We start from the raw sequence: 23,997 nt of genomic DNA, 5'->3' as shown, positions 1-23,997 counted from the left end.
ACCCGCCGACCGCTGATCGTTTAGACGAAAACCCGCCCGAGCGCAACAACCTCCGCTCGTGATCTGGTGCACAAGCTCGCCCCCGTGTTGAATTGCCGCCACAGCGCGGGCCCGGGGGCGTGTCATGCCACGAGGGGCAGGGTCCGCGTCCTGCTGGATGGCGCGCACAAGGAGGTGGCGTTGTCGGAGCACGGATGGGGCCCGAGCGGCCGGGACGGGCGGGGGCGGGCGACCGCACCCCAAGAGCCGGGGGACACCGTGTGGCGGCTGCGGTCCCGGGCGTGCTGGCGGGAGGCCGCGGAGCTGTTACGCCCGGCCGCCGAACGAGATCCGACAGCGGCGCTGGCCAGAGCCGAACTCCTGATCGAACAATGCCTGTTCACCGCAGCGAACTGGTCCCAGGCGGAACAGGCGCTGCGGCTCGCCGAGGCCGGGGCGACCTCCACCGAACAGCGCGCGGCGGCGGCCTGCGCACGCGGCTTCCTGGCGTACGCGGCCAGCGTGCTGAGTGCGCGGGACCGGCTCGACGAGGCACAGGCGGCGCTCGGGCGCACGTCCGCGCTGCTGCCGCCGGACGCACCGGGCCGTCCGCTGCTGGACTTCCGGCGGGGGCTGGTCGCGGAGAACCTGCTGCGCGACCCGACGGCGGCCTGGATCGCCTACCGCCGGGCGCACGACGGCGCGGGCGAGCGCGGGGACGACCTGCTGCGCTCCTCCACCTGGCGGCACCTGGCGGCCCTGGCCCTGGCCGCAGGCGACCGCGAGCGGGCCCGCGAGGGGTTCGAGGCCTCGCTCCGGCTCCGCGAGCAGTTGGGCTTCACGGTCGGGGTGGCGCCCGCGCTGGCGGCGCTGGCCGAGGTCTCCGAACCGGCCGAGGCCGCCCGGCTCCGGGCGGAGGCGGCCCGGCTGGTGAAGGCGCTCGGGGGTGTTCCGGTCTGGCTCGCGCGCCAGCTGAGCGCGGCGCGCACGCCGGGCGCTCCCCCGGACGGACGCATCGGAAGGCAGGCCCAGGGACCGATCAGCTAAGGTGAGCCTAACTTGGCCGGGTCGAGCAGTGACCCGGCCAGGTTCGCCTTGCCGTTCCCGGGCTCCGCCAGGCCTACGTCCGGCCGGGCCCGGACGCAGGGCGCAACGACGGCGAGGGCACCCGGGGTGCTTCGACGACGGACGCCCCCGCCGGGCGCGGGACCGGGCGGTCCGGCACGGGCTCCGGTCGACCCGATGGGGCCCGCACCATGACCGTGAGCAGCACCCGGCCCGGCCCCGCGCCGCGCGCCTCCGCCGCCGTCGAAGCGGCACTCGCCCTACCGCCGTCACGGCCCGTCACCACCGCACCCGGCGCTGCGGGTTGCACCGACCCGGGAGCCGACAGCACCGCCGTCCTGGGCACCACCGTCCCGGGCGCCGCAGCCCCGGGCAGCACCGCCCCGGGCGCCGCGGCCTACCGGCGGCTCGGCGAGCTCCTGCCGGCACTCCGGGTGCACTGCGCCCCGCCGCGCACCGGCCGGGGCTGGATCGCCGGGGCCGACCTCCTGACCCACCCGGAGGCACTGCGCGAACTGATCGCCCACGACGCCCGGCAGGGCCTGGCCCGGTACGGGCGGCCACTGCGTCCGGACGTGGCCGCCGGGTTCGGCCTGCACCGCTTCGTCTGGCCGGTCTCGCTGCTGTTCACCCTGCCGTGGTTCCTGGAGCGCCGGGTGCCGCTGCTCACCCCCGCCGACATCTCGATCCGTCGCCGCACCGGCGAGCTGACGGTCCGTCCGGGCGCCTTCGTCTGCCTGCCCGACGACCCGGCGGCCGCCCCGGGCGGCGCGACGGCCCGACCGGAAGCGCCGGGCACGGCGGGCACGGCGGCCGAGACGCCGTGCGCCGTGCGCCGTCACACCGCCCGCACGGTGCCCGACGAGGCGGCGCTGGCCGGCGAACTGCGCATCGCCCTGGCCGACTTCCTGACCCCGCTGCTGGCGGCCTTCCGGCCGGAGGTGCGACGCGGTCCGCGCACGCTCTGGGCGATGGCGACGGACGCCGCGGTCGAGAGCCTCTGGCACGCCGCCGGGCTGTTCGGCGAGGAGGAGCGCGCCCGGGCCGAGTTGTCCGCGCTGCTCGCGCCGGGCCTACAGGACGCGCGCCCGGCGCCGGAGTGCGCGCCCTTCACGCCGGGCGCCGGATTCACCGGCCCCGCGTCCGGCTCCGCAGTGCACTTCGACCGCTGCCGGGCCAGTTGCTGCCTCGTGTACACCGTCGAGGCCGAGGCGATGTGCGCGGGCTGTCCCCGCGTCACGCGAGGTTGACGGCACTCCTCCCGGCGCGGAACGGGTCGGGGGCGGAATTCCGGGAGACACCCGCCCGGAATTCATATGACGATGCGACTTATCCCCCGCCAGAAATCCCTCTCGTCAGCGCATTGACGGCAAATCAGCCATTCTCGGGCCGAGCATCGGTCATGATGGTCCCCGCCATCACGACGCAGGAATTGCGACGCAGGAAAGCGAGGCTGGTCCAGGCGATGAAATTGTCCGACATACCGCTTGGTTGGGCCGTCACCGGCGTTGCGGTGCTGCTGGTCAGCGCCCTGCTGGTGGCCCTGGTCCGGAGTCGGGGATCCACCACCGGATCGGGTGGCCAGGATTCCTGGGAGCGTTCCGAGGAACGCCGCCGCCGCAAGGAGTCCCTGTACGGCGGGGCCTCGTACACGCTGCTGTTCTGCTGCGCGGCCGTCGCCGCCGCGCTGTCCTTCCACGGGCTGGTCGGCTTCGGGGTGCAGAACCTCAACCTCTCCGGCGGGTGGGAGTACCTGGTCCCGTTCGGTCTCGACGGCGCGGCGATGTTCTGTTCCGTACTCGCCGTCCGCGAGGCCAGCCACGGCGACGCCGCGCTCGGCTCCCGCCTGCTGGTCTGGCTCTTCGCGGGCGCCTCGGCCTGGTTCAACTGGGTGCACGCCCCGCGCGGCTTCGGCCACGCCGGCGCCCCGCAGTTCTTCGCGGGGATGTCGCTCTCGGCCGCCGTGCTGTTCGACCGGGCCCTCAAACAGACCCGCCGGGCCGCCCTGCGCGAGCAGGGACTGGTCCCCCGCCCTCTGCCGCAGATCCGGATCGTCCGCTGGATGCGCGCTCCGCGCGAGACCTACGCGGCCTGGTCCCTGATGCTGCTGGAGGGCGTGCGGAGCCTGGACGAGGCGGTCGACGAGGTCCGCGAGGACAAGCGCGAGAACGCCCTGGAGAAGGAGCGGCGCAAACTCGCCGGACGTCGCGAGCGGGCCGAGATCCGGGCGATCAACCGCACCCACAGTGTCTGGCGCCAGCGCAGCGGCGGCTCGTCGTCGGGGGCCCGGCAGCTGGAACCCGGCCCGGAGTCCGCCATAGCGGGCGGCCCCGGCGGCCCCGGCGGCACCGACGGGGCCGGAGCGGTCGAGGGCGCGGCCGCCGAGGGGGCACCGGCGCAACCGGGCCTCCCGGCCCGCCCGGAACGGCGCACCATCGACCTGACGACGGAGGAGGACACCGTGGCCCTGCCCCGGCTGGACTCGCTGGAGCGCAAGCTGAAGGACCTGGAACAGCAGTTCGGCTGAGGCGCCGGGGAGCTGCGCGCCCGCGAACCCACGGGTCGGCCGACCCGTCGGCCCGCGGGCCGACGGGTTCCCGGGCCGGGCCGCCGCCGGGCGCAGGCCCGCCGACGGCCCGGCCGCCGGTCAGCCCGCCGTCGCCCCGGCGGCGGCGGTCGCCGTCGCCGTGATCTCGAACCACATCCGCTTGCCCGACCCCCGGGGCTCCACGCCCCAGCCGTCGGCCAGCGCCTCGACCAGCATCAGCCCGCGCCCCGAGGAGGCCTGCTCGCCCGGCGTACGGCGGGTCGGCCAGAGGTCCGACTCGTCCTCGACCTCGACCCGCAGCCTGGCCCGGCCGCCGTCCGCCGCCGGCTCCCGGTAGAGCCGGGCGGTGAACATCGCGTCGCGGTCGGTGTGCCGGATCGCGTTGGTGACCAGCTCGGAGGTGAGCAGCTCGGCGGTGTCGATCAGCTCGGCCACTCCCCAGCGGCGCAGCGCGTCGCGCAGCTCGGCGCGGACCTCGGAGATCCGGGCGAGGTCCGCCTGCCCGATCCGGCGGCGCAGCTGCTGCGCGGCCAGGCCGCCCTCGGGGCCGTCCCAGCGCAGCAGCAGAAGCGCTATGTCGTCCTCGCGCTCGCTGGAGTCGGCGGCCTGGGAGGCGATCCGGTCGGCCAGGACCTCCAGCGGGTCGCGGCCGGCCCGCGCGGGGTCGGCGAGCGGTTCGGCGAGCACCGCGGTGAGCCGGGCCACGCCCTCGTCGAGGTCCATGCCGCGTGACTCGACCAGTCCGTCGGTGCAGAGCAGCACGGTCTCGCCCGGGTCGAGGCTGAACCGGGTGACCCGGTACTCCTCGTCCGGGGCGATGCCCAGCGGCAGTCCGCCGGCCACCGGCACGCTGGCCGCGGTGCCGTCCGCGCGCCGGACCACCGGGTCGAGGTGGCCGGCCCGGACGGCGTAGACGACGCCGTAGTCGACGTTGACCTCGGCGTAGGTGCAGGTGGCGAAGTGGTCGGTGTCGAGGTCGGCGAGGAACCGGGAGGCCCGGGCCATCACCGCGGCGGGCGGGTGGCCCTCCGCGGCGTAGGCGCGCAGCGCGATCCGCAGTTGGCCCATGATGCCGGCCGCGTGCACGTCGTGGCCCTGGACGTCGCCGATCACCAGGCCGACGTGGCCGCCGGGCAGGGGGACGACGTCGTACCAGTCGCCGCCGATCTGCAGGCCGGAGCCGGCCGCCAGGTAGCGGACGGCGGTGGTGACGCCGGGCACCGAGGGGACGGTGCGCGGGAGCATGACCCGCTGGAGGCCGGCCGCCAGCTCGTGCTCGGCGTCGTGCAGCCGGGCCCGGGCCAGGGACTGGGCGACCAGCCCGCCGAGGGTGGAGAGCAGGGTGCGCTCGTCCGCGTCCAGCTGGCGGTCGTCGTCGAAGCTGACCACGCAGACGCCGATCGCCCGGCCGCTGGCCACCAGCGGCAGGAAGGCCCAGGAGCTGCGGCTGGTCCGCCGGGTCTGTTCCCAGACCTCCGGGTAGCGCTCGCGGTACTCCTCGCGACTGGCGCAGAAGACCGGCGAGCGGTTGCGCAGGGACTCGGCGGCCGGGTGGGTCTGCGGCAGCACCGAGCGGTCGTAGCCGGCGAGCTCCTCGGCCCGGTAGCCGGAGGCGCCGAGGATCTGCACCCGGCCGGCCTCGAAGGCGGCGAGCACCAGGCCGTCCGGCGGGAGGCCGGGCAGCGGCAGTTCGGTGAAGACCCGGGCGACGTCTCGGACGGTGACGGCCTCGGAGAGGGCGCGGGCGGCCTCCTTGATGAAGCGGGAGCGCTCCTCGCGCAGCAGGGCCATCCGGTCGGCGCGGTCGCGTTTGTGCAGCTCGACGGTGGCGTCCCAGACGAAGCCGACCATCCGGGAGGCACGGCCGAAGGCGTCGGCGAGGACGCGGCCGCGGAACCGGACGGCCCGCATGGTGCCGCTGGGGCCGACCGTGCGGTAGTAGGCGCCGCACTGGCCCAGCTCGGCGACGGCGCGCTCGACGCGGCGGCGCACCACGGGGGCGTCCTCGGGGTGGAGCAGGGCCAGGAAGGAGGCGGAGGTGCGGTCGAACCGGCTCTTGTCCGCCGTGTCCAGGCCGACGATCGTGCAGGCCCGCTGGTCGCCCTCCAGGACGTCGCGGCGGATGTCCCAGTCGAAGGAGCCGATGCCGTTGGCGGCCATCGCCGGTTCCAGCCAGTCCGGCGTGGAGTCGCTCTGGACGACCGGCAGGCCACCGGAGAGCATCGGCGCGAGGCGGCCGGCGGCCAGGCCGGGAGCTGTGCGCAGCGCGTGCCGCCGGGCCGCCTGGGCGGGGGGTCTGGTCCGGCCCGACCCGGTCGTGGACGAGCCGGACGGGAGGGCCGGCCCCGGTGACTCGGGCTCTGTGGGCATGCTGCTCCTGCCGCTGCCGTGGCGGACCGCGCCGACCGTCCGGACGGGCCGCATGGCGGTGTGATGGGTGGTGCTCGGTGGCTCGGTGCCGACGGGCGACGGTCAGTCGAGGTGAGAATTCCCCGCCGCTCCTCGCACGTGGACACACATTCCCACCATCCTGGCCAATGTTCGGCCCAGCGGCAATGGCAACGGGCCGGAAATCTTGGCTTTGCCCTTCACTTCAGGGCATCGTTCGACAGCGAACAGTGTTCGGCCGCGTCAGGCCGCGGCCGAGGCCAGCTCGAACCAGGTGACTTTGCCGTCCCCTCTCAGCTGAACGCCCCAGGAGTCGGCCAGCGCCTCGACCAGCACCAGCCCGCGCCCCGAGGTGGCGTACTCGGCCTCCGGGTCGCGACGGCGACCGGGCAGCCGGGCGGCGGCGTCCTGGACCTCGATCCGCAGCCGCAGGTCGGCGGTCAGCACCGCGTCGAAGACGGCGCCCTGACTGGTGTGCTGCAGTGCGTTGGTGACCAGCTCGGAGGAGAGCAGCTCGGCCGTGTCGGCCAGCTCCGGCACCCCCCAGTGCCCGAGGGCCGCACGCAGCCGCCGGCGGACCGCGCCGACGGCGACCAGGTCGGCCGCCTCCACCGCCAGGTGGAGCCGGCGGTGCAGTGCACACCCCGGTGCCGGTACGCCCTGCAGCGCGGCGCCGGCCGCACCCACCGAACCGGCACCTGCCGGGCCGGCGCCCGCCGGGGTCGCCGTACCGCCGTGACCCGTGGGCCGGAAGGCGCCCCCCGAACCCGTCCGCTGTCGCGGGAATCGCGACTGACCGTCCATCACTCCTGCCCCCGCCCTCGCTCCGGACCCCCGGGCCGGATCCCCCGCCGGTCGGGTGGCCCCGTGGTTCTGACCACCCATCCTCATGCCCACCTTTCGGCATTTGGAACAGTGCACGGGCGATCACCTGGGGTGAAAGGGGCACGGGGCTTTCTGCGTGATCCAACTGCCCGCACCGGACAGGTTTGCGAAGCATACGGTCCGCTTTCGAGGCCCGCCGCCCGGCCGCGTCGGCGACACGCCGGGCCCGATGGCGGCTCCCGGCGAGCCGAACGCCGCCCGAGCGGCAACGCTGGACAGGGTGGCCGGGTCCGGGTTCAATGACCCGGGATGTTTGAACGGCGTTCTAACTTCCCTCCGGAACCACGTTCACCAGCTCCCCCAGGAACCCCGGCCCCACCGCCCACCCACCCTCCCCGGCGACCGCGAGCGAGGAACCGTGCGACTGACCCCCACCGAGCGGGACCGGCTGCTGATCTTCACAGCAGCCGAGCTGGCCCGCGCCCGCCGAGCCAGAGGCCTGCGCCTCAACATCCCCGAGGCCACCGCGCTGATCGCGGACACCGTCTGCGAGGCAGCCCGCGACGGCCGGCGCCTGGCCGAGGCCGTCGAGGCCGGCCGCTCGGTCCTCGGCGCCGACGACGTCCTGCCCGGCGTGCCCGACGTGGTCACCGTGGTCCAGGTCGAGGCGGTCTTCGACGACGGCACCCGTCTCGCCGTGGTCAACGACCCGTTCCGGGGCGCCGGCTCGCTCGGCGACGAGGCCCCCGGCGGCGCGCTGGCCGGCGACGGCGCGGGCTACGACCCGGTCGAGGAGACCGTCGTCCTGCCCGTCCACAACACCTCCGGGGTGCCGATCTCGGTCACCTCGCACTTCCACTTCTTCGAGGCCAACCCCCGGCTGGCCTTCGACCGGGCCGCCGCCTACGGCACCCACCTCGCGGTGCCGGCGGGCTCCTCGGTCCGCTTCGACCCGGGCGCCACCGTCGAGGTCGGCCTCGTCCCGATCGGCGGCGGCCGGGTCGCGATCGGCTTCGCGGGCCTGGTGGACGGCCCGCTGGACGCGCCCGGCGCCAAGGAGGCCGCGCTGGCCAAGGCCCGCGCCACCGGATACCTGACCGGCTTCGACGACGCGGAGGTCGAGTCGTGACCGCCATCACCCCGCACGACTACATCGCCGTCCACGGCCCCCGCGCAGGGGACCGGGTCCGGCTCGGGGACTCCGGCCTGATCGTCCGGGTCGAGTCCGACTCGCAGGCGCCGGGCGACGAGTTCCTGGCCGGCTTCGGCAAGACCGCCCGCGACGGCCTGCACCTCAAGCCCGCCGCCGTCCGCGACACCTGCGACGTGGTGATCAGCAACGTCCTGGTGATCGACGCGGTCCAGGGCATCCGGAAGACCTCGATCGGCCTGATCGGCGGCCGGATCGCCTCGATCGGCCGGGCCGGCAACCCGGACACCCTGGACGGCGTCGACGTGGTCGTCGGGACGGGGACGACGATCGTCTCGGGTGAGGGCATGATCGCCACCGCGGGCGCCATCGACACCCACGTGCACCTGCTCTCGCCGCGGATCATGGAGGCCTCGCTCGCCTCCGGCGTCACCACCGTCATCGGCCAGGAGTTCGGCCCGGTCTGGGGAGTGGGCGTCAACTCGCCCTGGGCCCTGCGGCACGCCTTCAACGCCTTCGACGCCTGGCCGGTCAACATCGGCTTCCTCGGCCGCGGCTCCTCCTCCGACCCGGCCCCCCTGATCGAGGCCCTCGCCGAGGGCGGCGCCTCCGGCTTCAAGGTCCACGAGGACATGGGCGCCCACACCCGCGCCCTGGACACCGCCCTGCGCGTCGCCGAGGAGTACGACGTCCAGGTCGCCCTGCACACCGACGGCCTCAACGAGTGCCTCTCCGTCGAGGACACCCTCAGGGTCCTCGACGGCCGCACCATCCACGCCTTCCACATCGAGGGCTGCGGCGGCGGACACGTCCCCAACGTGCTCAAGATGGCCGGCGTCCCCAACGTCATCGGCTCCTCCACCAACCCGACCCTCCCCTTCGGCCGCGACGCCCTCGGCGAGCACTTCGGCATGATCGTCTCCGCCCACGACCTCAAGGTCGACCTCCCCGGCGACGCCGCCATGGCCCGCGACCGCATCCGCGCCGGCACCATGGGCGCCGAGGACGTCCTGCACGACCTCGGCGTCATCGGCATCACCTCCTCCGACGCGCAGGGCATGGGCCGCGCCGGCGAGACCGTCCGCCGCACCTTCGCCATGGCCGGCAAGATGAAGGCCGAGCTCGGCCCCCTCGACGGCACCGGCTCCTACGGCACCACCGAGGGCGGCGACGACAACGAACGCGTCCTGCGCTACATCGCCAAGCTCACCGTCAACCCCGCCATCGCCCACGGCCTGGCCCACGAGGTCGGTTCCATCGAGGTCGGCAAGCTCGCCGACATCGTCCTCTGGCGCCCCGACCACTTCGGGGCCAAGCCCCAGCTCGTCCTCAAGGCCGGCTTCCCCGCCTACGGCGTCGTCGGCGACCCCAACGCCTCCACCGACCGCTGCGAACCCCTCGTCCTCGGGCCCCAGTTCGGCGCCCACGGCGCCACCGCCGCCGACCTCTCCGTCGCCTTCGTCTCCCAGGCCGCCGCCGACGGCGCCTACCTCGACAAGGCCGCCGACGGCCTGCCCACCCGACGCCGACGCGTCGGCGTCCGCAACACCCGCGGCATCGGTCCGCGCGACATGGTCCGCAACGCCAGGATCGGCCGCGTCGACGTCACCGAGACCGGCCTGGTCTCGCTCGACGGCTCCCCGCTGCGCTCCGAGCCCGCCGACAGCGTCTCGCTCAGCCGCCTCTACTTCCTCTGACCGACCTCCGACCCGACTCCCCCTCCCCCCGGCCACCCTCACCCGCCCCGCAAGGAAACACGACGATGACCACCCCCACCCCCGCCTCGCTCGGCTACCGGATGCCCGCCGAGTGGCACCCGCACGACCGCACCTGGATGGCGTTCCCCACCGACAACCCGACCTTCGACACCCCGGAGCACCTGCACGCGGCGCGCGAGGCCTGGGCCGCGGTCGCCAACACCGTCGTCCGGTACGAGCCGGTCACCCTGGTCGTCAACACGGGCGGGACGGCGGAGGCGCGCAAGTACGTCGCCGAGGAGGTCGAGATCGTCGAGCGCCCGCTGGACGACGCCTGGATGCGCGACATCGGCCCGTCCTTCCTGATCGACGGCAAGGGCGGCCTGGCCGCCGCCGACTGGATCTTCAACGGCTGGGGCGCCCAGTCCTGGGCCCGCTGGGAGAACGACCAGCACGTCGCCGAGCACATCGGCGAACTGACCGGTGTCCGGCGGTTCGCCTCGCGGCTCATCAACGAGGGCGGCGGCATCCACGTCGACGGCGAGGGCACCGTCCTGGTCACCGAGACCGTCCAACTCGGCGAGGGCCGCAACGCCGACTGGACGAAGGAGGAGGTCGAGGCCGAGCTGCACGCCTTCCTCGGCACCACCAAGGCGATCTGGCTGCCGCGCGGACTCACCCGCGACTACGACGAGTTCGGCACCCGCGGCCACATCGACATCGTCGCCGCCTTCGTCCGCCCGGGCGTCGTCGTCGCCCACGTCCAGCCCGACCCGTCGCACCCCGACCACGAGGTGTGCCGGGAGCTGGTGGCGATCCTGCGCGCCGCCACGGACGCCCGGGGCCGACAGCTGGAGGTCATCGAACTGCCCGCCCCCACCGTCCTGTCGGACGAGGACGGCGAGCCGGTGGACTACTCGTACATCAACCACTACGTCGCCAACGGCGTCGTCGTGCTCTGCGCCTTCGACGACCCGCGCGACCAGGAGGCCGCCGCCGTCCTCGGCGCGGCCTACCCCGGCCGCACGGTCGAACTGGTCGACGCCCGCGAGATCTTCGCCAACGGCGGCGGCGTCCACTGCATCACCCAGCAGCAGCCGAAGGCGTGACGGTCCCTCAGGTCGACATCATGACAGGCCGGGGCGTCGCATCGCCACGGCGGACGCCGGCGGGACGAGGTCGCAGCCCCCTGCCGTGGCCTCCTCCCGGCCCCTCCCGCTAGATCATGAAAGAGCCGGGGTCGGACCGTCGCGCAACGGTCCGACCCCGACGGCCCCGAAGCAGGACGTTCCGGCACGACCGGCGGATCGGCACCGGGGCAACTCACGGGCCGGGAAGGCCCTTTACCGTTTCCAGTTTGGTCACAGCTCCGTCACACCACGTCGCGGCCCCGGTGCGCGCCGATACGGTCCCCTCACCACGACCCGCCGTGTCCCAGGGGGACCCATGCGCCGCACCACCCTCGCCATCACCGCCGTCAGCCTCGCCGTCCTCGGCCTGGCCGCGTGCGACCCCAGCACCACCACCAGCACGCCGACCGGCCCCGCCGTCGAGGCCACCACCGCCGGAGCACCCCCCGCCCCGGGCACCCCCGCACCCACGCTGCCCGCCGCAGTGCCGACCCTGCCCACCGCCGTGCCGAGCCTGCCCGCAGCACCCGGCAACGCCGACGCCACAGGCGACGTCGAACTCACCTCCTGCGACGTCGACGCCACCTTGCACTGGCCGTCCGCGCAGCTCAAGGTCACCAATCGCAGCAGCAAGAGCAGCAACTACATGATCCAGGTCGAGTTCGTCGACGCGGCCGGTACGCGTATCGGCGAAGGCCTGGCCGCCACCAACAACCTCGCCGCCGGCCAGGCCGCCACCCTCAAGGCGCAAGGCGCGGTCGAGACCAAGGGCAAGATCAGCTGCAAGGTCACCAACGTCACCCGGTACGCCTCGCTCTGATCCCCGGACGCGATCGAGCCCCCGCCGGCCGCAGCCGAGCGGGGGCCTGCCTTTCCCGGCCGCCCTCCACGGGTCCCGCTCCACAGCCGACGCGGCGCGCCGGGCACCTTGGACCGGCGCGCGCGTCCGTCGTCGGCACCAGGGCCTTGGGCGGTGGGGGCGGCTACCGGTGGTACCTCCCGATGTCGTCGGTGGTGAGCCCGTGCGTGCTGTGCATCGCGATCGAGCTGTAGGAGGAGCGGAGGGCCCGCAGCTGGGCGAGCCGCTCCTGCTCGGCGAGCAGGCCGTCGAGGTTCTCGGTGGGACGGCTGTGACGGCGGCGAAGGTGGAGCGACAGTCCGGTCACGATCACCGCGAGCCCCGCGAACAGGGCGATCAGTGTGGCCATGGGCATCCCCTCCGATCGGGATGGTCCTGTTGATCGGCGTGGTTGGTACGTACCCGCAGGAGCGCGGGCCGAACCGGCCCTCGTCCCCCTCCGTGGCCTCCCGGACACGGCCGGTATCGTGGTGGCCTCCCGCGGGTCTCCCGTGCCGCCCCCAGGTTCCAGAGGAGCAGGACAGATGGCGGACGCCCGCCCCCGCCGACCGGCACGCCCCCGCGAGGAGGTCTTCGCCACCGCACGGGCCGCGATCGCCGAACACGGGCTGGCCAAGCTCACCATGGCCGGCCTCGGCAGGGAGCTGCGGATGAGCGCCGGCCACCTGCTCTACTACTTCGGCAGCAAGGACCAGCTCCTGCTGGAGACCCTCCGCTGGAGCGAGGACCAGCTCGGCGCCCGCCGCCGGGACCTGCTCGCCGACGGCGGCCGGGACGTCCGTGCACGGCTCTCCGGGTACACGGCGCTCTACCTGCCCGAGGGCCCGGGCGACCCGCGCTGGATCCTCTGGGTCGAGGTGTGGGGCCGCTCCCCCGCCGGCGAGGAACTGCGCCGGGGACAGCTGGAGATCGAGGCCCCCTGGCAGGCCGACCTCGTCGCCCTGATCGAGGAGGGCACCGCCGCCGGCCGCTTCGCCCCCGGCGACGCCGCGGAGCGTGCCAGCCAGATCCGCGCCCTGCTCGACGGCCTCGCCGTCCCGCTCGCCCTCGGGCTCCCCGGCGCCCTCCGCCCCCGCGCCCTCCACCTCGCCGAATCCGCCTGCGGCACCCTGCTGGGCACGACGCCCGCCTGAGCGGGGCGAGCACCGGAAGCCGGGCCGGGACGGTCCGCGCCTACTCCGTCCAGACCGCGGCGGCGGTGCGGTCGTCGGCGTAGCCCTTGGCGCGGACCTGGACCTGGCGCAGGAAGTCCACCGTGCCCGGCGGATGCGGGTGCGCCCAGTGCGAGGCCAGGAAGTGCGCGACCGCCGGCTCGTCGGCGATCGGCCGCGCCAGACCCGGGGTGCAGAGCAGCAGGATGTCGCCGGGCGTCGCCGGAACCATCCGGAAGCGGAACGGGCGCGCACCCGGCACCTGTCCCTCGGGCACCGGCGGCTGACCGTCCGGGTGGTGCAGCAGGCGCGCCGCGTACGCGTCGATCCAGTGCCCCGAACGCAACAGGTACAGCCCGCCCGGGCCGACCCCGAACGCCGCGCGGTAGCCCGCCGCCGGGTCGAGCGAGACCAGCAGGCAGTGCAGCGACACGGGGGGCGGTTCGACCTCCCCGTCCGGGCCGGTCGCGGAGGCCGGGTCCGCAGCCGGGTCCGCAGCCGGGTCCGCAGCCGGGTCCGGGTCCGGGACGAGTGCGCGCAGCGGGGCGGACGCGCCGGTGGCGAGCCGCTGGAGGCCGTACCGGAGCCGGTCCCGGGCGCCGTCGCGCAGGTCGGCGGCGAGGCCCGTCCGGCTGCGCCCGATCGAGGCGGCGAGCTGACGGCAGGCCTCGGCGGCGGCGACGGCGACCTCCTCCGCCGCCGGACCACCGGCCGGGCCTGCCCGGTCGAAGCCGCCGAGCACGGCGAGCAGCAGGCCGTCGGTCCCCTCGCCGAAGCGGGTCACCAGCAGGGCGTCGCGCCGCGGCTCGCCGCGGTAGCGGGCCGAGTCTCCGCGGACGGAGGTGGCGCGCAGGGTGGTGGTGGCGTACTGGGCGCCCTCCAGCACGGTGTCGGCGACGACGGAACCCAGCGCGCCCGGGTCCGCCTCCGGAACGGCGGTCGGCTCGGGCCCGTACGTGGGCGGCCGCTCGCCGACGTGCGGGACGGCGGGCGCGGTGCCGGGCCGGCCTGCCCGCACGGCGGGACGCGGCGCGGGGGCGGGCGCGGGCGCGGCGGTGGGGGTAGCGGCAGGAGCCTGCTCGGGCGCGGGGTCCGGCTCGGGCCGCTCGGCGACGGCCGGCACCGATTCGGGCACCGGCACCGGCACCGGTGCAGAGGCGGGGACCGGTTCCTCGGCGACGGCCGGTTCCGGCCGGGGCCGGGGTTCCGGCACACGGGCGGCCTCCGGCTCCGGCTCCGGTCTCCGCAGGTCGGGCCGCTCCGCGGCGGGCTCCGGCTCCGACGCCGGCTCCGGCGGCGCGGCCGGGCGCTGTTCCGGTGCCGGTGCCGATGCCGGTGCCGATGCCCCCGGGCTCTTCACGGGCCCGTCGTCCGCCCAGGGCGGGGCGGGGAAGCGGTGCGTCTCTCCGGGGTCCGAGGGCTGCGGGCTGATCACGCCGACCGCCGTGTCGAACCAGTCGTCGATGCTGTCCCGCTCCAGCACCTGGGTGTCGGCCACCGGATCGGCCCCGACCGCCGCCTCAGGGCCAGGGCCGGGCTCGGGCTCGGGCTGCGTGGCCGCGTCCTCCCCGCTCCGCTGGTGCCCGATCAACCCGGCCGCCGTCTCGAACCAGTCGTCGACGCTGCCCTCACCCGGCGTCGCGTCCGGAGTGTCGGGGAGGGTGCCCGCCGGGCCCGCGTAGACCGTGTCCCACCAGCCGTCGTCCGGCCGGGGCTGCTGCGCGGGTGCACCCTGCTTGGTCATCTGGCGGCTCCTGGTCGCTCCGTGATCGCGCCGCCCCCGGGCGGGCCGGGCTCGACGACATTGTCTCCGAGGGCAACGACGCTGTCCGGGTTTCGACGACAACCGCGCACACATCGACCGATATCGATCACCGGATTCGCCGTCCGTTTCGTTTCCGTTCCTCCCGTGCTCGCCCGAACCGCCCCGGCCAGGGTGTTTCCGGTGGATTCCGGCCCGTCGGCCACCGAAAGTGAGAACCCGGGAGGGGGCTCGCTTCACTCGTTCGGCTGATTAAATGTGCGCATGACCGCGTCGGCCCCCAGCACACCCCGACCGTGGAGGACCGCACTCGCGGGTCGCCCGGTCGGCGCGCTGTGGATCCTGCTGCTCGCCGGACTGCTGACGGCGCTCCCGTGCGCGGGCCACGCCAGGGCCGTCACGACCGAGCGGCCGGAAGCACCGGCGGCAGCCCCGGCCGGCCCCCTGGTCGGCCCGCCGACCGGTTTCCGGGACGCACCGGCCGCCACCCCGGCGCCCGATCACGGACACCGCACCACCACCACCGGCCCGGCCACCACGCCGCAGACCGTCGGCGACCGCGTCCGCGCGGAGAGCCACCGGCACTGGACGTGGTGCTCGGTCGACGGTGATCCGCCGCATCGCGACAACGGCTGCTCCGGTCACCCGTACTGCGCCCAGGACGCCCAGCTCCCCAACCCGCCGCCGCACCCGCAACCTGCGGCGGCACCCCTGACGGAGGCTCCCGAGGCACTGCCCCGGGTGGTGCCCGCCGGGCTGCTGGTCGGCCCGCACCCCGCGCCCGACCTGCACGAACTCCAAGTACACCGGTCCTGAGCGGAACCCGCCGCCGGCCCTCCCGTGCCACCCGCCCGCGCTCCCGTGCGGGCCGACGGACGGACGGGACCGGCGGATCCGCCCCATCCCGCCACTTCTTCAGACCGCCGCGCCCGATGTGCGGTGGGGACAAGGACACCACATGGGTTCCGCCTCCAAGCAGTCCAAGGCACAGTCGAACAAGCCGGGCGCCAAGCAGGCCGGTCTCGACCGCCGCGCCCGGATCGCCGAGCTGCGCGCGGCCGAGCAGCGCCGCGACCGTCGCAACAAGGTCCTCGCCGGATCGGTCGCCGGCGTGCTGGTGATCGCCGCGATAGCCACCGGCACCTGGATCGTGGTCGACGCCAACAAGGACAAGAAGGCCAAGGAGGTCGCCGCCAGCGCCCCGATCGACGGCGTTCAGACCTTCGGCGAGCTGACCCGGAACCACGTCAAGGAGAAGGTCACCTACGCGCAGACCCCGCCGGTCGGCGGCGACCACAACGCGATCTGGCTGGACTGCATGGGCACCGTCTACGACCAGCCGGTCGAGAACGAGCGCGCCGTCCACTCGCTGGAGCACGGAGCCGTCTGGGTGACCTACAACAGCAAGGCCACCCCGGAGGACATCAAGGCCCTGTCGACCAAGGTGAAGGCCACCCCGTACTCGCTGATGAGCCCGTACCCGGACGAGCAGGGCACCATCACCCTGAACGCCTGGTCCACCCAGCTGACCGTGGACAGCGCCTCCGACCCGCGGGTGGAGCAGTTCTTCACCAAGTACGTCCAGGGCAAGCAGACCCAGGAGCCCGGGGCCTCCTGCACCATGGGGGCGATGTGACCGCCCCCGACGTGACACCGGGCGAGGAGGAGTTCGGGGACGACGACCTCGTCCCCGCGACGTCGCGCAAGCGGCTCTGGTGGCCCGCCGCCCTGGCGGCGGCGCTCGCCCTCGCGCTCGGTGTGCCGGCCCTGGTGGCCGGCGGCACGTCCGCCTCCGGATCCTCCTCGGCCTCCGCGCCGGCGGACGACTCCCCGGAGGCCGGGTTCGCCCGCGACATGGCGACCCACCACCAGCAGGCGGTGGACCTGTCGTTCATCGTCCGCGACCGGACCACGGACGGGCACACCCGCACGCTCGCCTTCGACATCATCAACACCCAGGCCAACCAGCGCGGCATGATGATGGGCTGGCTCGACCAGTGGGGGCTCCCGCAGCACTCGCCGGCCAAGCCGATGGCGTGGATGGGCATGAAGCACACCTACGAGGCGCACGACGGCTCGCTGATGCCCGGCATGGCCACCAACACCCAGCTCGCCAAGCTCCGTTCGCTGAGCGGGCAGGACGCCGAGGTGCTCTTCCTCCAGCTGATGCTGGAGCACCACAAGGGCGGGGTGGAGATGGCCCAGGGCTACGTCGACGTGGCGAAGAACGAGACCGAGAAGCGGCTCGCCCGGTCGATGGTGGTCGGGCAGAACTCGGAGATCCAGCTGATGACGGACATGCTCCAGGAGCGCGGCGCCGCCCCCGGCGTGCCCGCCTCCTGAGCGACGGAACAGCACGGCACGGCCGGGGCGGCGGACGGGGGACCCGTCCGCCGCCCCGGCCGTTCCCGTCCTCTCAGCGGCGGACCGCCGGACGGACCGGGCGGGTGAGCGCCACCGCGAGGGCGGCGACCCCGGCGAGGAGGAGCAGCACCGACCGGCCGCCGAGCGCCGGGCCCGCCAGGTGGACGCCGAGCACCGGCAACGCGGTACCGAGCGCCGTACCGAGGCTGCGGGCCATGTTGACCATGCCGCCGCCGACCGCCGAGCACTCCGCCGGGATCGCCCGCATCACCAGCGCGTTGTTGGCCGGCAGCAGCACACCGAGCCCGCAGCCGACGACCGCCAGGGGCAGGGCGAGCAGGTGGGCGGGCGCGCCGGCGGCCGGGAGCAGCGCGCAGCACAGCAGACCCGTCCCGGCGAGGGCGGCACCGAAGCGGCACCGGGCGACGTCCGTCCAGCTGCGCGGGAGCAGCGCGCCGCCGGCCGACGCGGCCACCGCGAAGGCGGCCGGGAGCAGGGTGATCACGAGGCCGGCCCCGGCGGTCGGCAGGCCCGACTCGGCGAGCAGGACCGGGCCCAGCACCAGCGGGCAGAACAGCAGCAGGTACCCGATCAGCGAGACGGCGAGGCCGGGCCGGACTCCGGGGGTGTTGACCAGGCCGGGCGCGAGGATCGGCCGGGTGGCCCGGCGCTCCTGGCGGACCAGGCCGAACGCGAGCAGGACGGCGGCGAGCAGCAGTCCGATCACCGCCCAGCCGGGGAGCGGCAGGCCGGAGGCGGCGGAGAGGGCCAGCAGCAGGGCGGTGGACGAGCCGGTGAGCAACAGCAGACCGGGCAGGTCGAAGCGGCCGGCGCCACCGTCGGAGTCGGGGGCCCGGCGCGGACGCGGGAGGCGCGCGGCGGTCCGGGCGCCGGGGAGGCCGCCCGGACGTGGGGCCGGACGTGGCAACGGACGCGGGCCCGGCGTGCCGGGACGGGCGGCGGACGGGGCCGCGGCGGGAAGGACGTCGGGGCGGGTCCGGGGCAGCAGGAACCAGCCCGCGACGATGCCGACCAGGCTGATCGGCACGTTGACCCAGAACACCCAGCGCCAGGACGCGTGCTCCACCAGCAGCCCGCCGAGGCTGGGCCCGAGCGCCAGTCCCAGTCCCTGGGCGGTCGCCTGGACGCCGAGCGCCCGTCGCATCGCGTGCCCGGGCACGCCGCGCGCGACCAGGGCGACGCTGTTGGCCTGCATCATGGCGCCGCCGACCGCCTGCACCGCCCGGCACGCGACCAGCGTCCCGAGTCCGCCGGCGAACCCGGCGCCCAGCGAGGCGAGGCCGAAGACGGCGAACCCGCCGAGGTAGACGGTCTTGCGGCCGACCAGGTCGGAGAGGCGCCCGACCGGCGCGAGCAGGGCCACCAGGACCAGGAGGTAGGCGAGGGCGACCCACTCGACGGCGGCGAATCCGGTGTGGAAGTGGCGCTGGAGCTCCGGGTAGACGAGGGCGGTGACGCTGGCCGTGAGCTGGCCGAGGAAGGCGCCCAGGCAGACGGTGGCGACGGCGAGCCAGTGGGCGTGCCGTCGGCGGGCTATGCCGCGCGGCCGGGGGTGCTCGGTGAGCAGCCGGGTGGCGAGGGTGGACGCGGCGTTCATACGGCGAAATATATCGGATGCAGATATGTTCTCTCTACGAGATGATCGGTGTGCGATCTGGCGGCCGACGACCGGGATCGATCGCCGTCGACCGGATCAAGGCCGTCGGAGACCGTCCGCACCAGGCGCTACGCTGTCCGCCATGCCGTCGTCACCACCCGTTCCCGAACCCGCCTCCGGGCCGGCCGTCGTCGGCCCCCAGGACCCGGAAACCGCGGCGGTCGAACGCGCCCGACGGCTCACCGACGTGGTCACCCGGCTCCGCCGCACCCTGCGCAGCAGCATCCGGACCGACTACCCCTGGGAATCCCTGCCGATGGCGCAGGTCGAGCTCCTCCAGACGCTCGCCGCCGCCCCGCTGCGCGTCGGCGAACTGGCCGCCCGGCAACGGCTCGCCCCGAACACCGTCAGCGGTCTGGTCGGCAAACTGCTGGAGGCCGGTTTCGTCGACCGCCAGGCCGACCCCGGCGACCGCCGCACCGCCCGGATCGCCCTCACCCCGGCCGGTCGGCGCCAGCTCGACGACTGGCAGCACGCCCACGAGCGCCGCATCGCCACCGCGCTCGACGCCCTGACCCCCGCCGACCGCGACGCCGTCATGCACGCCCTGCCCGCCCTGGAGAACCTCGCCCGGGCGCTCGCCGAACCGGTCCTCTGAGCAGCGGACACCGCGAAAACCGGTCGCCGGAGGCCGCACCGCCGACTACCGTCCGGCCATGGACCCCTCCCTCCTCCGTCTCGAACCCTGGACCGACGTGGACCTCGGGCTGCTGCGCCGGATCAACACCCCGGACATGCGCGCGCACGTCGGCGGCCCCGAGAGCGAGGAGCGGATGCTCGTCCGCCACCGCCGCTACCTGGACCTCGTCCCGTCCGGCATCGGCTGCATGTACCGCATCGTGCTGGAGCCCGAGGACGAGGCCGTCGGCAGCGTCGGCTACGCCGAGCGCGACTGGCAGGGCGCGACCGTCTACGAGATGGGCTGGAACGTCCTGCCGGGCCACCAGGGCCGGGGCATCGCCGCGGCGGCGGCCCGCGCCGCCGTACGGGCCGCCGCCCGCACCGCCCGCCACCCCTGGCTGCACGCCTTCCCGTCCGTCGACCACCCCGCGTCCAACGCGGTCTGCCGCAAGGCGGGTTTCACCCTCCTCGGCGAGACCGACTTCGAGTTCCCGCCCGGCCGCCGGATGCGCAGCAACGACTGGCGCGTGGCGCTGACGGCCGACCCGGCCTGACCGGCTCCCGCGGCGGGCCGCCGACCGTCCGCGTACCGCACCGCCGGCCGGCCGGTGTAGCCGGTGGGGCCGGGCTCAGAACAGGGCGCCGCTCTCCAGGTCCAGCAGCCAGCGCTTGCGGTCGGTCCCGGCGGCGAAGCCGGTCAGGGCGCCGTTGGCGCCGAGGACGCGGTGGCAGGGGCGGACGATGAGCAGGGGGTTGGCACCGACCGCGCCACCGACCGCGCGGACGGCCTTCGGGGACTCGCCCGCCAGCGCGGTGAGCCGGCCGTAGGTGACGGTCTCGCCGTACGGGATCCGGTCGAGGGCGGCCCAGACCCGGCGGCGGAAGTCGGTGCCCACCGGGGCGAGCGGGAGGTCGAAGTGGGTCAGCTCCCCGGCGAAGTAGGCGGTCAGCTGGGCCACCGGCTCGGTCAGCGCGTCCGGATCGTGCACCCAGTCGTCGTCGGGCTCGGCGAGCGCGTACTTCTGGCCGGGGGCGGTGACGGTGGCCAGCGCGGCCGGACCGCCGTCCACGGGGCGGACGCCGCTGAGCATCAGCCGCCCGAACGGGCTCTCCATGAAGGTGAAGACGGTGGTGCCGGCGCCGGCCGTGCTCGGCTCGGTGCCGGTCTGCTCGGTGCCGGTCTGCTCGGTGTGCTCGGTGGTGCTCGGCTCGGTGCTGGTCTGCTCGGTGGTGCTCATCGTCAGGTGTTCTCCGTTCCAGTGCTGGGGTCGGTGGCCGGGCCCGCCCAGAGGCGGTGGAGGGCGTAGGAGCGCCAGGGGGCCCAGGCCTCGGCCGTGCGGGCGGCGGACTTCGGGTCGCCGTCGGCGCCGAGCCGGAGCAGTCCGTGCTTGACGCCGATGTCGGTCGGCAGGAAGACGTCCGGGTCGGCGAGGGCCCGCATCCGCAGGTAACCGACGGTCCACGGGCCGATGCCGGGCAGGGCGAGCAGCTGCGCGGCCGCCTCCTCCCGGTCGACCCCGCCGTCGAGCCGGACGACGCCCTCGGCGAGGGCGGCGCAGAGGCCGGTGAGGGCCCGGCGACGGGCGGCCGGCATCGCGAAGTCCTCGGGATCCGCGACCGCGAGGGCGGCGGCGGTCGGGAAGAGCAGCCGCAGCCCGCCGCTGGGCTCGGGCAGCGCGCAGCCGTACTTCACGGCGAGCCGGCCGGCCAGGGTACGGGCCGCGACGACGGTGACCTGCTGACCGAGGACGGCCCGGACGGCCAGCTCGTGCGGGTCGACGTGGCCGGGCGAGCGCAGGCCCGGGCGGGCCCGGACCAGCGGGCCGAGCAGCGGGTCGGCGCCGAGCTGGTCGTCGACCGCGAGCGGGTCGGCGTCCAGGTCGAACAGGACCCGCAGGCGCTGGACGGAGGTCGGCAGGTCACGCAGGTCGGTGAGGAAGAGCCGGCAGTCCAGCCAGCCGCGGGCACGCGGCTGGCCGGGGGCGAGGCCGTCCACCTCGGCGATGCCGTGGCCGTACGGGAGCGCGAGGGTGCGGCGGTAGGTGCGGACGCCCGGCCGGGAGCCGGGCACGACCTCCTCCACGCCGGGGACGGCGCGCAGGGCGAGGAAGTCGATCAGGTGGTCGCTGTCGAGGGCGCCCCGGTAGGCCAGCCGCAGGGCGAGGCCGCCCGCCGGGGTGGCGGTCCGCCGGCCCGCCGTGACCTCGGCGCGCAGGCCGCTCGGCGTGCGGTCGTACACCTCGCGGACGGTGTCGTTGAACTGCCGCACGGAGGCGAACCCGGAGGCGAAGGCGATCTCGGTGACCGGCAGCTCGGTGGTCTGGAGCAGGAGCCGCGCCGTCTGCGCCCGGCGGGCACGGGCCAGCGCGATCGGGCCGGCGCCGAGTTCGGCGGTGAGCTGACGCTGGAGCTGGCGGGAGCTGTAGCCGAGGCGCTGGGCCAGGCCGGCGACGCCCTCGCGGTCCACGATGCCGTCGCCGATCAGCCGCATCGCGCGGCCGACCAGGTCGGCCCGGTGGTTCCACTCCGGCGAGCCCGGGACGGAGTCGGGGCGGCAGCGGCGGCAGGCCCGGAAGCCCGCGCTCTGGGCGGCGGCGGCGCTGGGGTAGAAGGTGCAGTTGACGCGCTTGGGGGTCACGGCCGGGCAGCTCGGCCGGCAGTAGATCCCGGTCGAGGTGACAGCCGTGAAGAAGACGCCGTCGAAGCGGGCGTCCCGGCTGTCCACGGCTCGGTACCGGATGTCGTCGTCGATCACGCTGTCCAGTCTGCGGCACCGGAGGGGGCTCGACTGGCGGAAATCGGACGTGACCGTCCGGACCCGTGGGGACGCCGGGGCGGCGGGCGGGACGGGCCCGCCGAGCCGCCGCCCGACCGGTCGGAAAACCGCGCGCCACCCGACGGCGGAACGGCTACGCTGCGCTCGATCCCGCCCCGGCCGACCCCGGCCGACCCGCGTCCTGAGGAGCCCCGCATGCCCGAGCAGTCCTACACCGGCCCGGACGACCCTCGGATCGCCGGGCTGCGGGTGGAGGGGTTCGCGTTCCCCGGACCGCTCCGGGACAAGCTGGTCGCGGCCGTGCTCTCCGGCGCCAAGACCAGCACCACCGGGCTGGTCGTCGAGTACGAGCACGAGGGGGAGCCGCTCCCCAGGGCCGGTACCCGTGGCGCGGTGGTCGACTCGGCCGGGCGGGTCGTCGCGGTGACCGAGACGACGGACGTCCGGGTCGTCCTGCTCGGCGAGGTCGGACTGCAGCACGCCCTGGACGAGGGCGAGGGCTATGCGACGGTCGCGGAGTGGCGGGCCGCGCACGAGCGGTTCTGGCACGGCGACGAGCTGCGCGCGGCCCTCGGCGACCCGGACTTCACCGTGGACGACGTCACCCCGGTCGTGCTGGAGCGTTTCCGGCTGGTGGCCGACCTCCGCTGACGCCCGCCTGGCCGGCCGGGCAGGCGGGCGGGCGGGCGTCAGCGGGGCAGGCCGGCGGCTGGGCGGCCACGGTCGGCGGGGCGGAGGGACGAGCCCCCAGGGGACCCGCCGCCCGCCGCCACCACCGACCGACCGACCGACCGACCGGCCGACCGGCTGCGGAGCAGGACGTCACCGCTTCACGGGACCTCCCGCCGCGCGCATCGACTTGGTGATGGTCTTCCACTTCTTCAGCCGGGCCGACGCGAGCCGGGCGTCCGAGCGGGAGGCGATCCACTCGCCCTCCCGCTGGAGCTTGCGGTAGCTCTCCAGCCGACGCTCCGGGAGGCTCCCTTCGGCCAGCGCGGCGATCACCGCGCAACCGGGCTCGGTGTGGTGGTTGCAGTCGTGGAAGCGGCAGTCCTCGGCCAGCTCCTCGATGTCGGCGAAGGCGAGTGCCACGCCCTCGCCGCCGTAGAGGCCGACCTCGCGGAGACCGGGCGTGTCGATCAGCACCCCGCCGCCGGGCAGCGGGACCAGCTCGCGCGTGGTGGTGGTGTGCCGGCCCTTCTGGTCGACGGCGCGGGCCTGCTGGACGGCCATCACGTCGGCCCCGGCGAGCACGTTGGTCAGGGTGGACTTGCCGACGCCGGACTGTCCGATCACGGCGGTGGTGCCGGGCGTGCAGGCGCGCAGCACGTCCACCCCCTCGCCGGTCTCGGCGCTGACCACCAGCACGGTGACGCCGGGCGCCGCGGCCTCGACGTCGGCCCGGATGAAGTCGGCGTCGTCGACCAGGTCGGCCTTGGTGAGCGCGACCAGCGGCTCGGCGCCGGACTCCCAGGCGAGGGCGAGGAAGCGCTCGATCCGGCCCAGGTCGGGCTCGGCGGCGAGCGACGCGGCGATCACCACGGTGTCGACGTTGGCGGCCAGCACCTGGCCGTCGGAGCGCTTGCCCGCGACCTTGCGGATGATCGCGGTGGACCGCGGCAGCAGCGCCACGACGGTGGCCATCGGCCGGGCCGTGAGGTCGACGGCGGCCCAGTCCCCGGTGCAGGGGCAGTTGATCATGTCGGCGTCGCCGACCGGCCGGGTGTCGGCCCGGACGGTGCGCAGCGTGCCGGTCTCCGGGTCGGTCAGGACGGCGTCGCACTGGCCACGGTCGACCCGGACGATCCGGGCAGGCGTCAGACCGGCCTCGGCGAGGGGCGCGAACAGGTCGTCGAGCTCGGCCGTCCAGCCGTACCCGGCCAGCGGGGAGTCCTCGTGGGAGGAGGAGACGGGAAGAGAAGAGGAAACGGAAGCGGAGGCAGCGTTGAACAACGCAGTGGGCCCTTCGGGAGGGAAGTGATCCCGCCGGGCTGCGGCTGCACG

22 protein-coding genes are annotated in these 23,997 nt (G+C 75.1%); 14 read left to right on the top strand and 8 right to left on the bottom strand.

The genetic code is table 11. The features are described 5' to 3' along the window. The first annotated feature begins 180 nt into the window (after nt 1-180). The 3 genes from PUR56_RS36770 to PUR56_RS36760 all read left to right on the top strand — a co-directional run bounded on the left by PUR56_RS36770 (nt 181) and on the right by PUR56_RS36760 (nt 3,571). Complete coding sequence (locus PUR56_RS36770; protein WP_380362149.1) at nt 181-1,026, top strand: hypothetical protein; 846 nt, start codon at nt 181-183, stop codon at nt 1,024-1,026. 209 nt (nt 1,027-1,235) lie between these two features. Further along, complete coding sequence (locus tag PUR56_RS36765; RefSeq protein ID WP_329952149.1) at nt 1,236-2,294, top strand: (2Fe-2S)-binding protein; 1,059 nt, start codon at nt 1,236-1,238, stop codon at nt 2,292-2,294. Between the two features lie 215 nt (nt 2,295-2,509). Next, nucleotides 2,510-3,571, top strand: coding sequence for a DUF2637 domain-containing protein (locus PUR56_RS36760; protein WP_329952148.1), 1,062 nt, complete (start codon nt 2,510-2,512; stop codon nt 3,569-3,571). A 120-nt stretch (nt 3,572-3,691) separates the two neighbouring features. On the opposite strand, the gene PUR56_RS36755 is transcribed toward PUR56_RS36760, so the two are convergent. Both PUR56_RS36755 and PUR56_RS36750 read right to left on the bottom strand, forming a co-directional pair. Then, a complete protein-coding gene (locus PUR56_RS36755) occupies nt 3,692-5,962 on the bottom strand; it encodes an ATP-binding SpoIIE family protein phosphatase (RefSeq protein WP_329952147.1) in 2,271 nt (756 codons plus the stop codon). Between the two features lie 261 nt (nt 5,963-6,223). After that, entirely contained in the window at nt 6,224-6,667 is a 444-nt protein-coding gene (locus PUR56_RS36750) for an ATP-binding protein (RefSeq protein ID WP_329952146.1), read from the bottom strand. A gap of 556 nt (nt 6,668-7,223) precedes the next feature. Here PUR56_RS36750 and PUR56_RS36745 point away from each other — a divergent pair. The 4 genes from PUR56_RS36745 (at nt 7,224) to PUR56_RS36730 (ending at nt 11,602) form a co-directional block, all read left to right on the top strand. Beyond that, the gene (locus tag PUR56_RS36745; RefSeq protein WP_329881929.1) at nt 7,224-7,934 is read left to right on the top strand and encodes an urease subunit gamma; all 711 of its coding nucleotides are present in this window, start codon (nt 7,224-7,226) and stop codon (nt 7,932-7,934) included. Then, nucleotides 7,931-9,652, top strand: coding sequence for an urease subunit alpha (locus PUR56_RS36740; protein ID WP_380362936.1), 1,722 nt, complete (start codon nt 7,931-7,933; stop codon nt 9,650-9,652). Before PUR56_RS36745 ends, PUR56_RS36740 begins: the two co-directional genes overlap by 4 nt. A gap of 65 nt (nt 9,653-9,717) precedes the next feature. Continuing rightward, a complete protein-coding gene (locus PUR56_RS36735) occupies nt 9,718-10,761 on the top strand; it encodes an agmatine deiminase family protein (RefSeq protein WP_329952145.1) in 1,044 nt (347 codons plus the stop codon). Between the two features lie 337 nt (nt 10,762-11,098). Then, a complete protein-coding gene (locus PUR56_RS36730) occupies nt 11,099-11,602 on the top strand; it encodes an FxLYD domain-containing protein (protein ID WP_329952144.1) in 504 nt (167 codons plus the stop codon). A gap of 163 nt (nt 11,603-11,765) precedes the next feature. Here PUR56_RS36730 and PUR56_RS36725 read toward each other — a convergent pair whose 3' ends face one another. Beyond that, nucleotides 11,766-11,990 (bottom strand): hypothetical protein, encoded by a 225-nt coding sequence (locus PUR56_RS36725; RefSeq protein WP_329952143.1) that lies wholly within the window; start codon nt 11,988-11,990, stop codon nt 11,766-11,768. A gap of 175 nt (nt 11,991-12,165) precedes the next feature. Between PUR56_RS36725 and PUR56_RS36720 the strand changes: the two genes are divergently transcribed. Further along, nucleotides 12,166-12,774: a TetR family transcriptional regulator C-terminal domain-containing protein gene (locus tag PUR56_RS36720; RefSeq protein ID WP_329952142.1), complete on the top strand. Its 609-nt coding sequence runs from the start codon at nt 12,166-12,168 to the stop codon at nt 12,772-12,774. Between the two features lie 40 nt (nt 12,775-12,814). Here the strand turns inward: PUR56_RS36720 and PUR56_RS36715 are convergent, their stop codons facing one another. Continuing rightward, on the bottom strand, nt 12,815-14,536 hold the full coding sequence (locus PUR56_RS36715) for a hypothetical protein (RefSeq protein WP_329952141.1): 1,722 nt from the start codon (nt 14,534-14,536) through the stop codon (nt 12,815-12,817). Nucleotides 14,537-14,818: 282 nt separating this feature from the next. On the opposite strand from PUR56_RS36715, the gene PUR56_RS36710 reads away from it, so the two are divergent. The 3 genes from PUR56_RS36710 (at nt 14,819) to PUR56_RS36700 (ending at nt 16,897) form a co-directional block, all read left to right on the top strand. Next, nucleotides 14,819-15,370: a hypothetical protein gene (locus tag PUR56_RS36710; RefSeq protein WP_329952140.1), complete on the top strand. Its 552-nt coding sequence runs from the start codon at nt 14,819-14,821 to the stop codon at nt 15,368-15,370. Between the two features lie 142 nt (nt 15,371-15,512). Further along, nucleotides 15,513-16,190, top strand: coding sequence for a DUF3105 domain-containing protein (locus tag PUR56_RS36705; protein ID WP_329952139.1), 678 nt, complete (start codon nt 15,513-15,515; stop codon nt 16,188-16,190). Next, nucleotides 16,187-16,897 carry a DUF305 domain-containing protein gene (locus PUR56_RS36700; protein ID WP_329952138.1) on the top strand — a complete coding sequence of 237 codons (711 nt, stop codon included), beginning with the start codon at nt 16,187-16,189 and terminating at the stop codon, nt 16,895-16,897. The genes PUR56_RS36705 and PUR56_RS36700 overlap by 4 nt, the downstream gene beginning before the upstream one ends. A gap of 73 nt (nt 16,898-16,970) precedes the next feature. Here PUR56_RS36700 and PUR56_RS36695 read toward each other — a convergent pair whose 3' ends face one another. After that, nucleotides 16,971-18,536: an MFS transporter gene (locus PUR56_RS36695; RefSeq protein ID WP_329952137.1), complete on the bottom strand. Its 1,566-nt coding sequence runs from the start codon at nt 18,534-18,536 to the stop codon at nt 16,971-16,973. Nucleotides 18,537-18,678: 142 nt separating this feature from the next. On the opposite strand from PUR56_RS36695, the gene PUR56_RS36690 reads away from it, so the two are divergent. Both PUR56_RS36690 and PUR56_RS36685 read left to right on the top strand, forming a co-directional pair. Further along, the gene (locus tag PUR56_RS36690) at nt 18,679-19,194 is read left to right on the top strand and encodes a MarR family winged helix-turn-helix transcriptional regulator (RefSeq protein ID WP_329952136.1); all 516 of its coding nucleotides are present in this window, start codon (nt 18,679-18,681) and stop codon (nt 19,192-19,194) included. Nucleotides 19,195-19,252: 58 nt separating this feature from the next. After that, the gene (locus PUR56_RS36685) at nt 19,253-19,771 is read left to right on the top strand and encodes a GNAT family N-acetyltransferase (RefSeq protein ID WP_329952135.1); all 519 of its coding nucleotides are present in this window, start codon (nt 19,253-19,255) and stop codon (nt 19,769-19,771) included. 75 nt (nt 19,772-19,846) lie between these two features. Here PUR56_RS36685 and PUR56_RS36680 read toward each other — a convergent pair whose 3' ends face one another. Beyond that, nucleotides 19,847-20,332: a methylated-DNA--[protein]-cysteine S-methyltransferase gene (locus PUR56_RS36680; protein ID WP_329881946.1), complete on the bottom strand. Its 486-nt coding sequence runs from the start codon at nt 20,330-20,332 to the stop codon at nt 19,847-19,849. Between the two features lie 125 nt (nt 20,333-20,457). Next, nucleotides 20,458-21,972, bottom strand: a complete 1,515-nt coding sequence (locus PUR56_RS36675; protein WP_329952134.1) for a DNA-3-methyladenine glycosylase 2 family protein — start codon at nt 21,970-21,972, stop codon at nt 20,458-20,460. A gap of 216 nt (nt 21,973-22,188) precedes the next feature. Between PUR56_RS36675 and PUR56_RS36670 the strand changes: the two genes are divergently transcribed. After that, a complete protein-coding gene (locus tag PUR56_RS36670) occupies nt 22,189-22,644 on the top strand; it encodes an ASCH domain-containing protein (RefSeq protein ID WP_329952133.1) in 456 nt (151 codons plus the stop codon). 171 nt (nt 22,645-22,815) lie between these two features. Here the strand turns inward: PUR56_RS36670 and rsgA are convergent, their stop codons facing one another. Next, a complete protein-coding gene (rsgA, locus tag PUR56_RS36665; RefSeq protein ID WP_380515383.1) occupies nt 22,816-23,946 on the bottom strand; it encodes a ribosome small subunit-dependent GTPase A in 1,131 nt (376 codons plus the stop codon). Nucleotides 23,947-23,997: the final 51 nt, after the last annotated feature.

Origin of the sequence: Streptomyces sp. BE303, assembly GCF_036290945.1 — a bacterium.
Classification (GTDB): domain Bacteria; phylum Actinomycetota; class Actinomycetes; order Streptomycetales; family Streptomycetaceae; genus Kitasatospora.
Note: the sequence above shows the minus strand (reverse complement) of the source record. Positions and strands in the feature narration are given on the sequence as shown.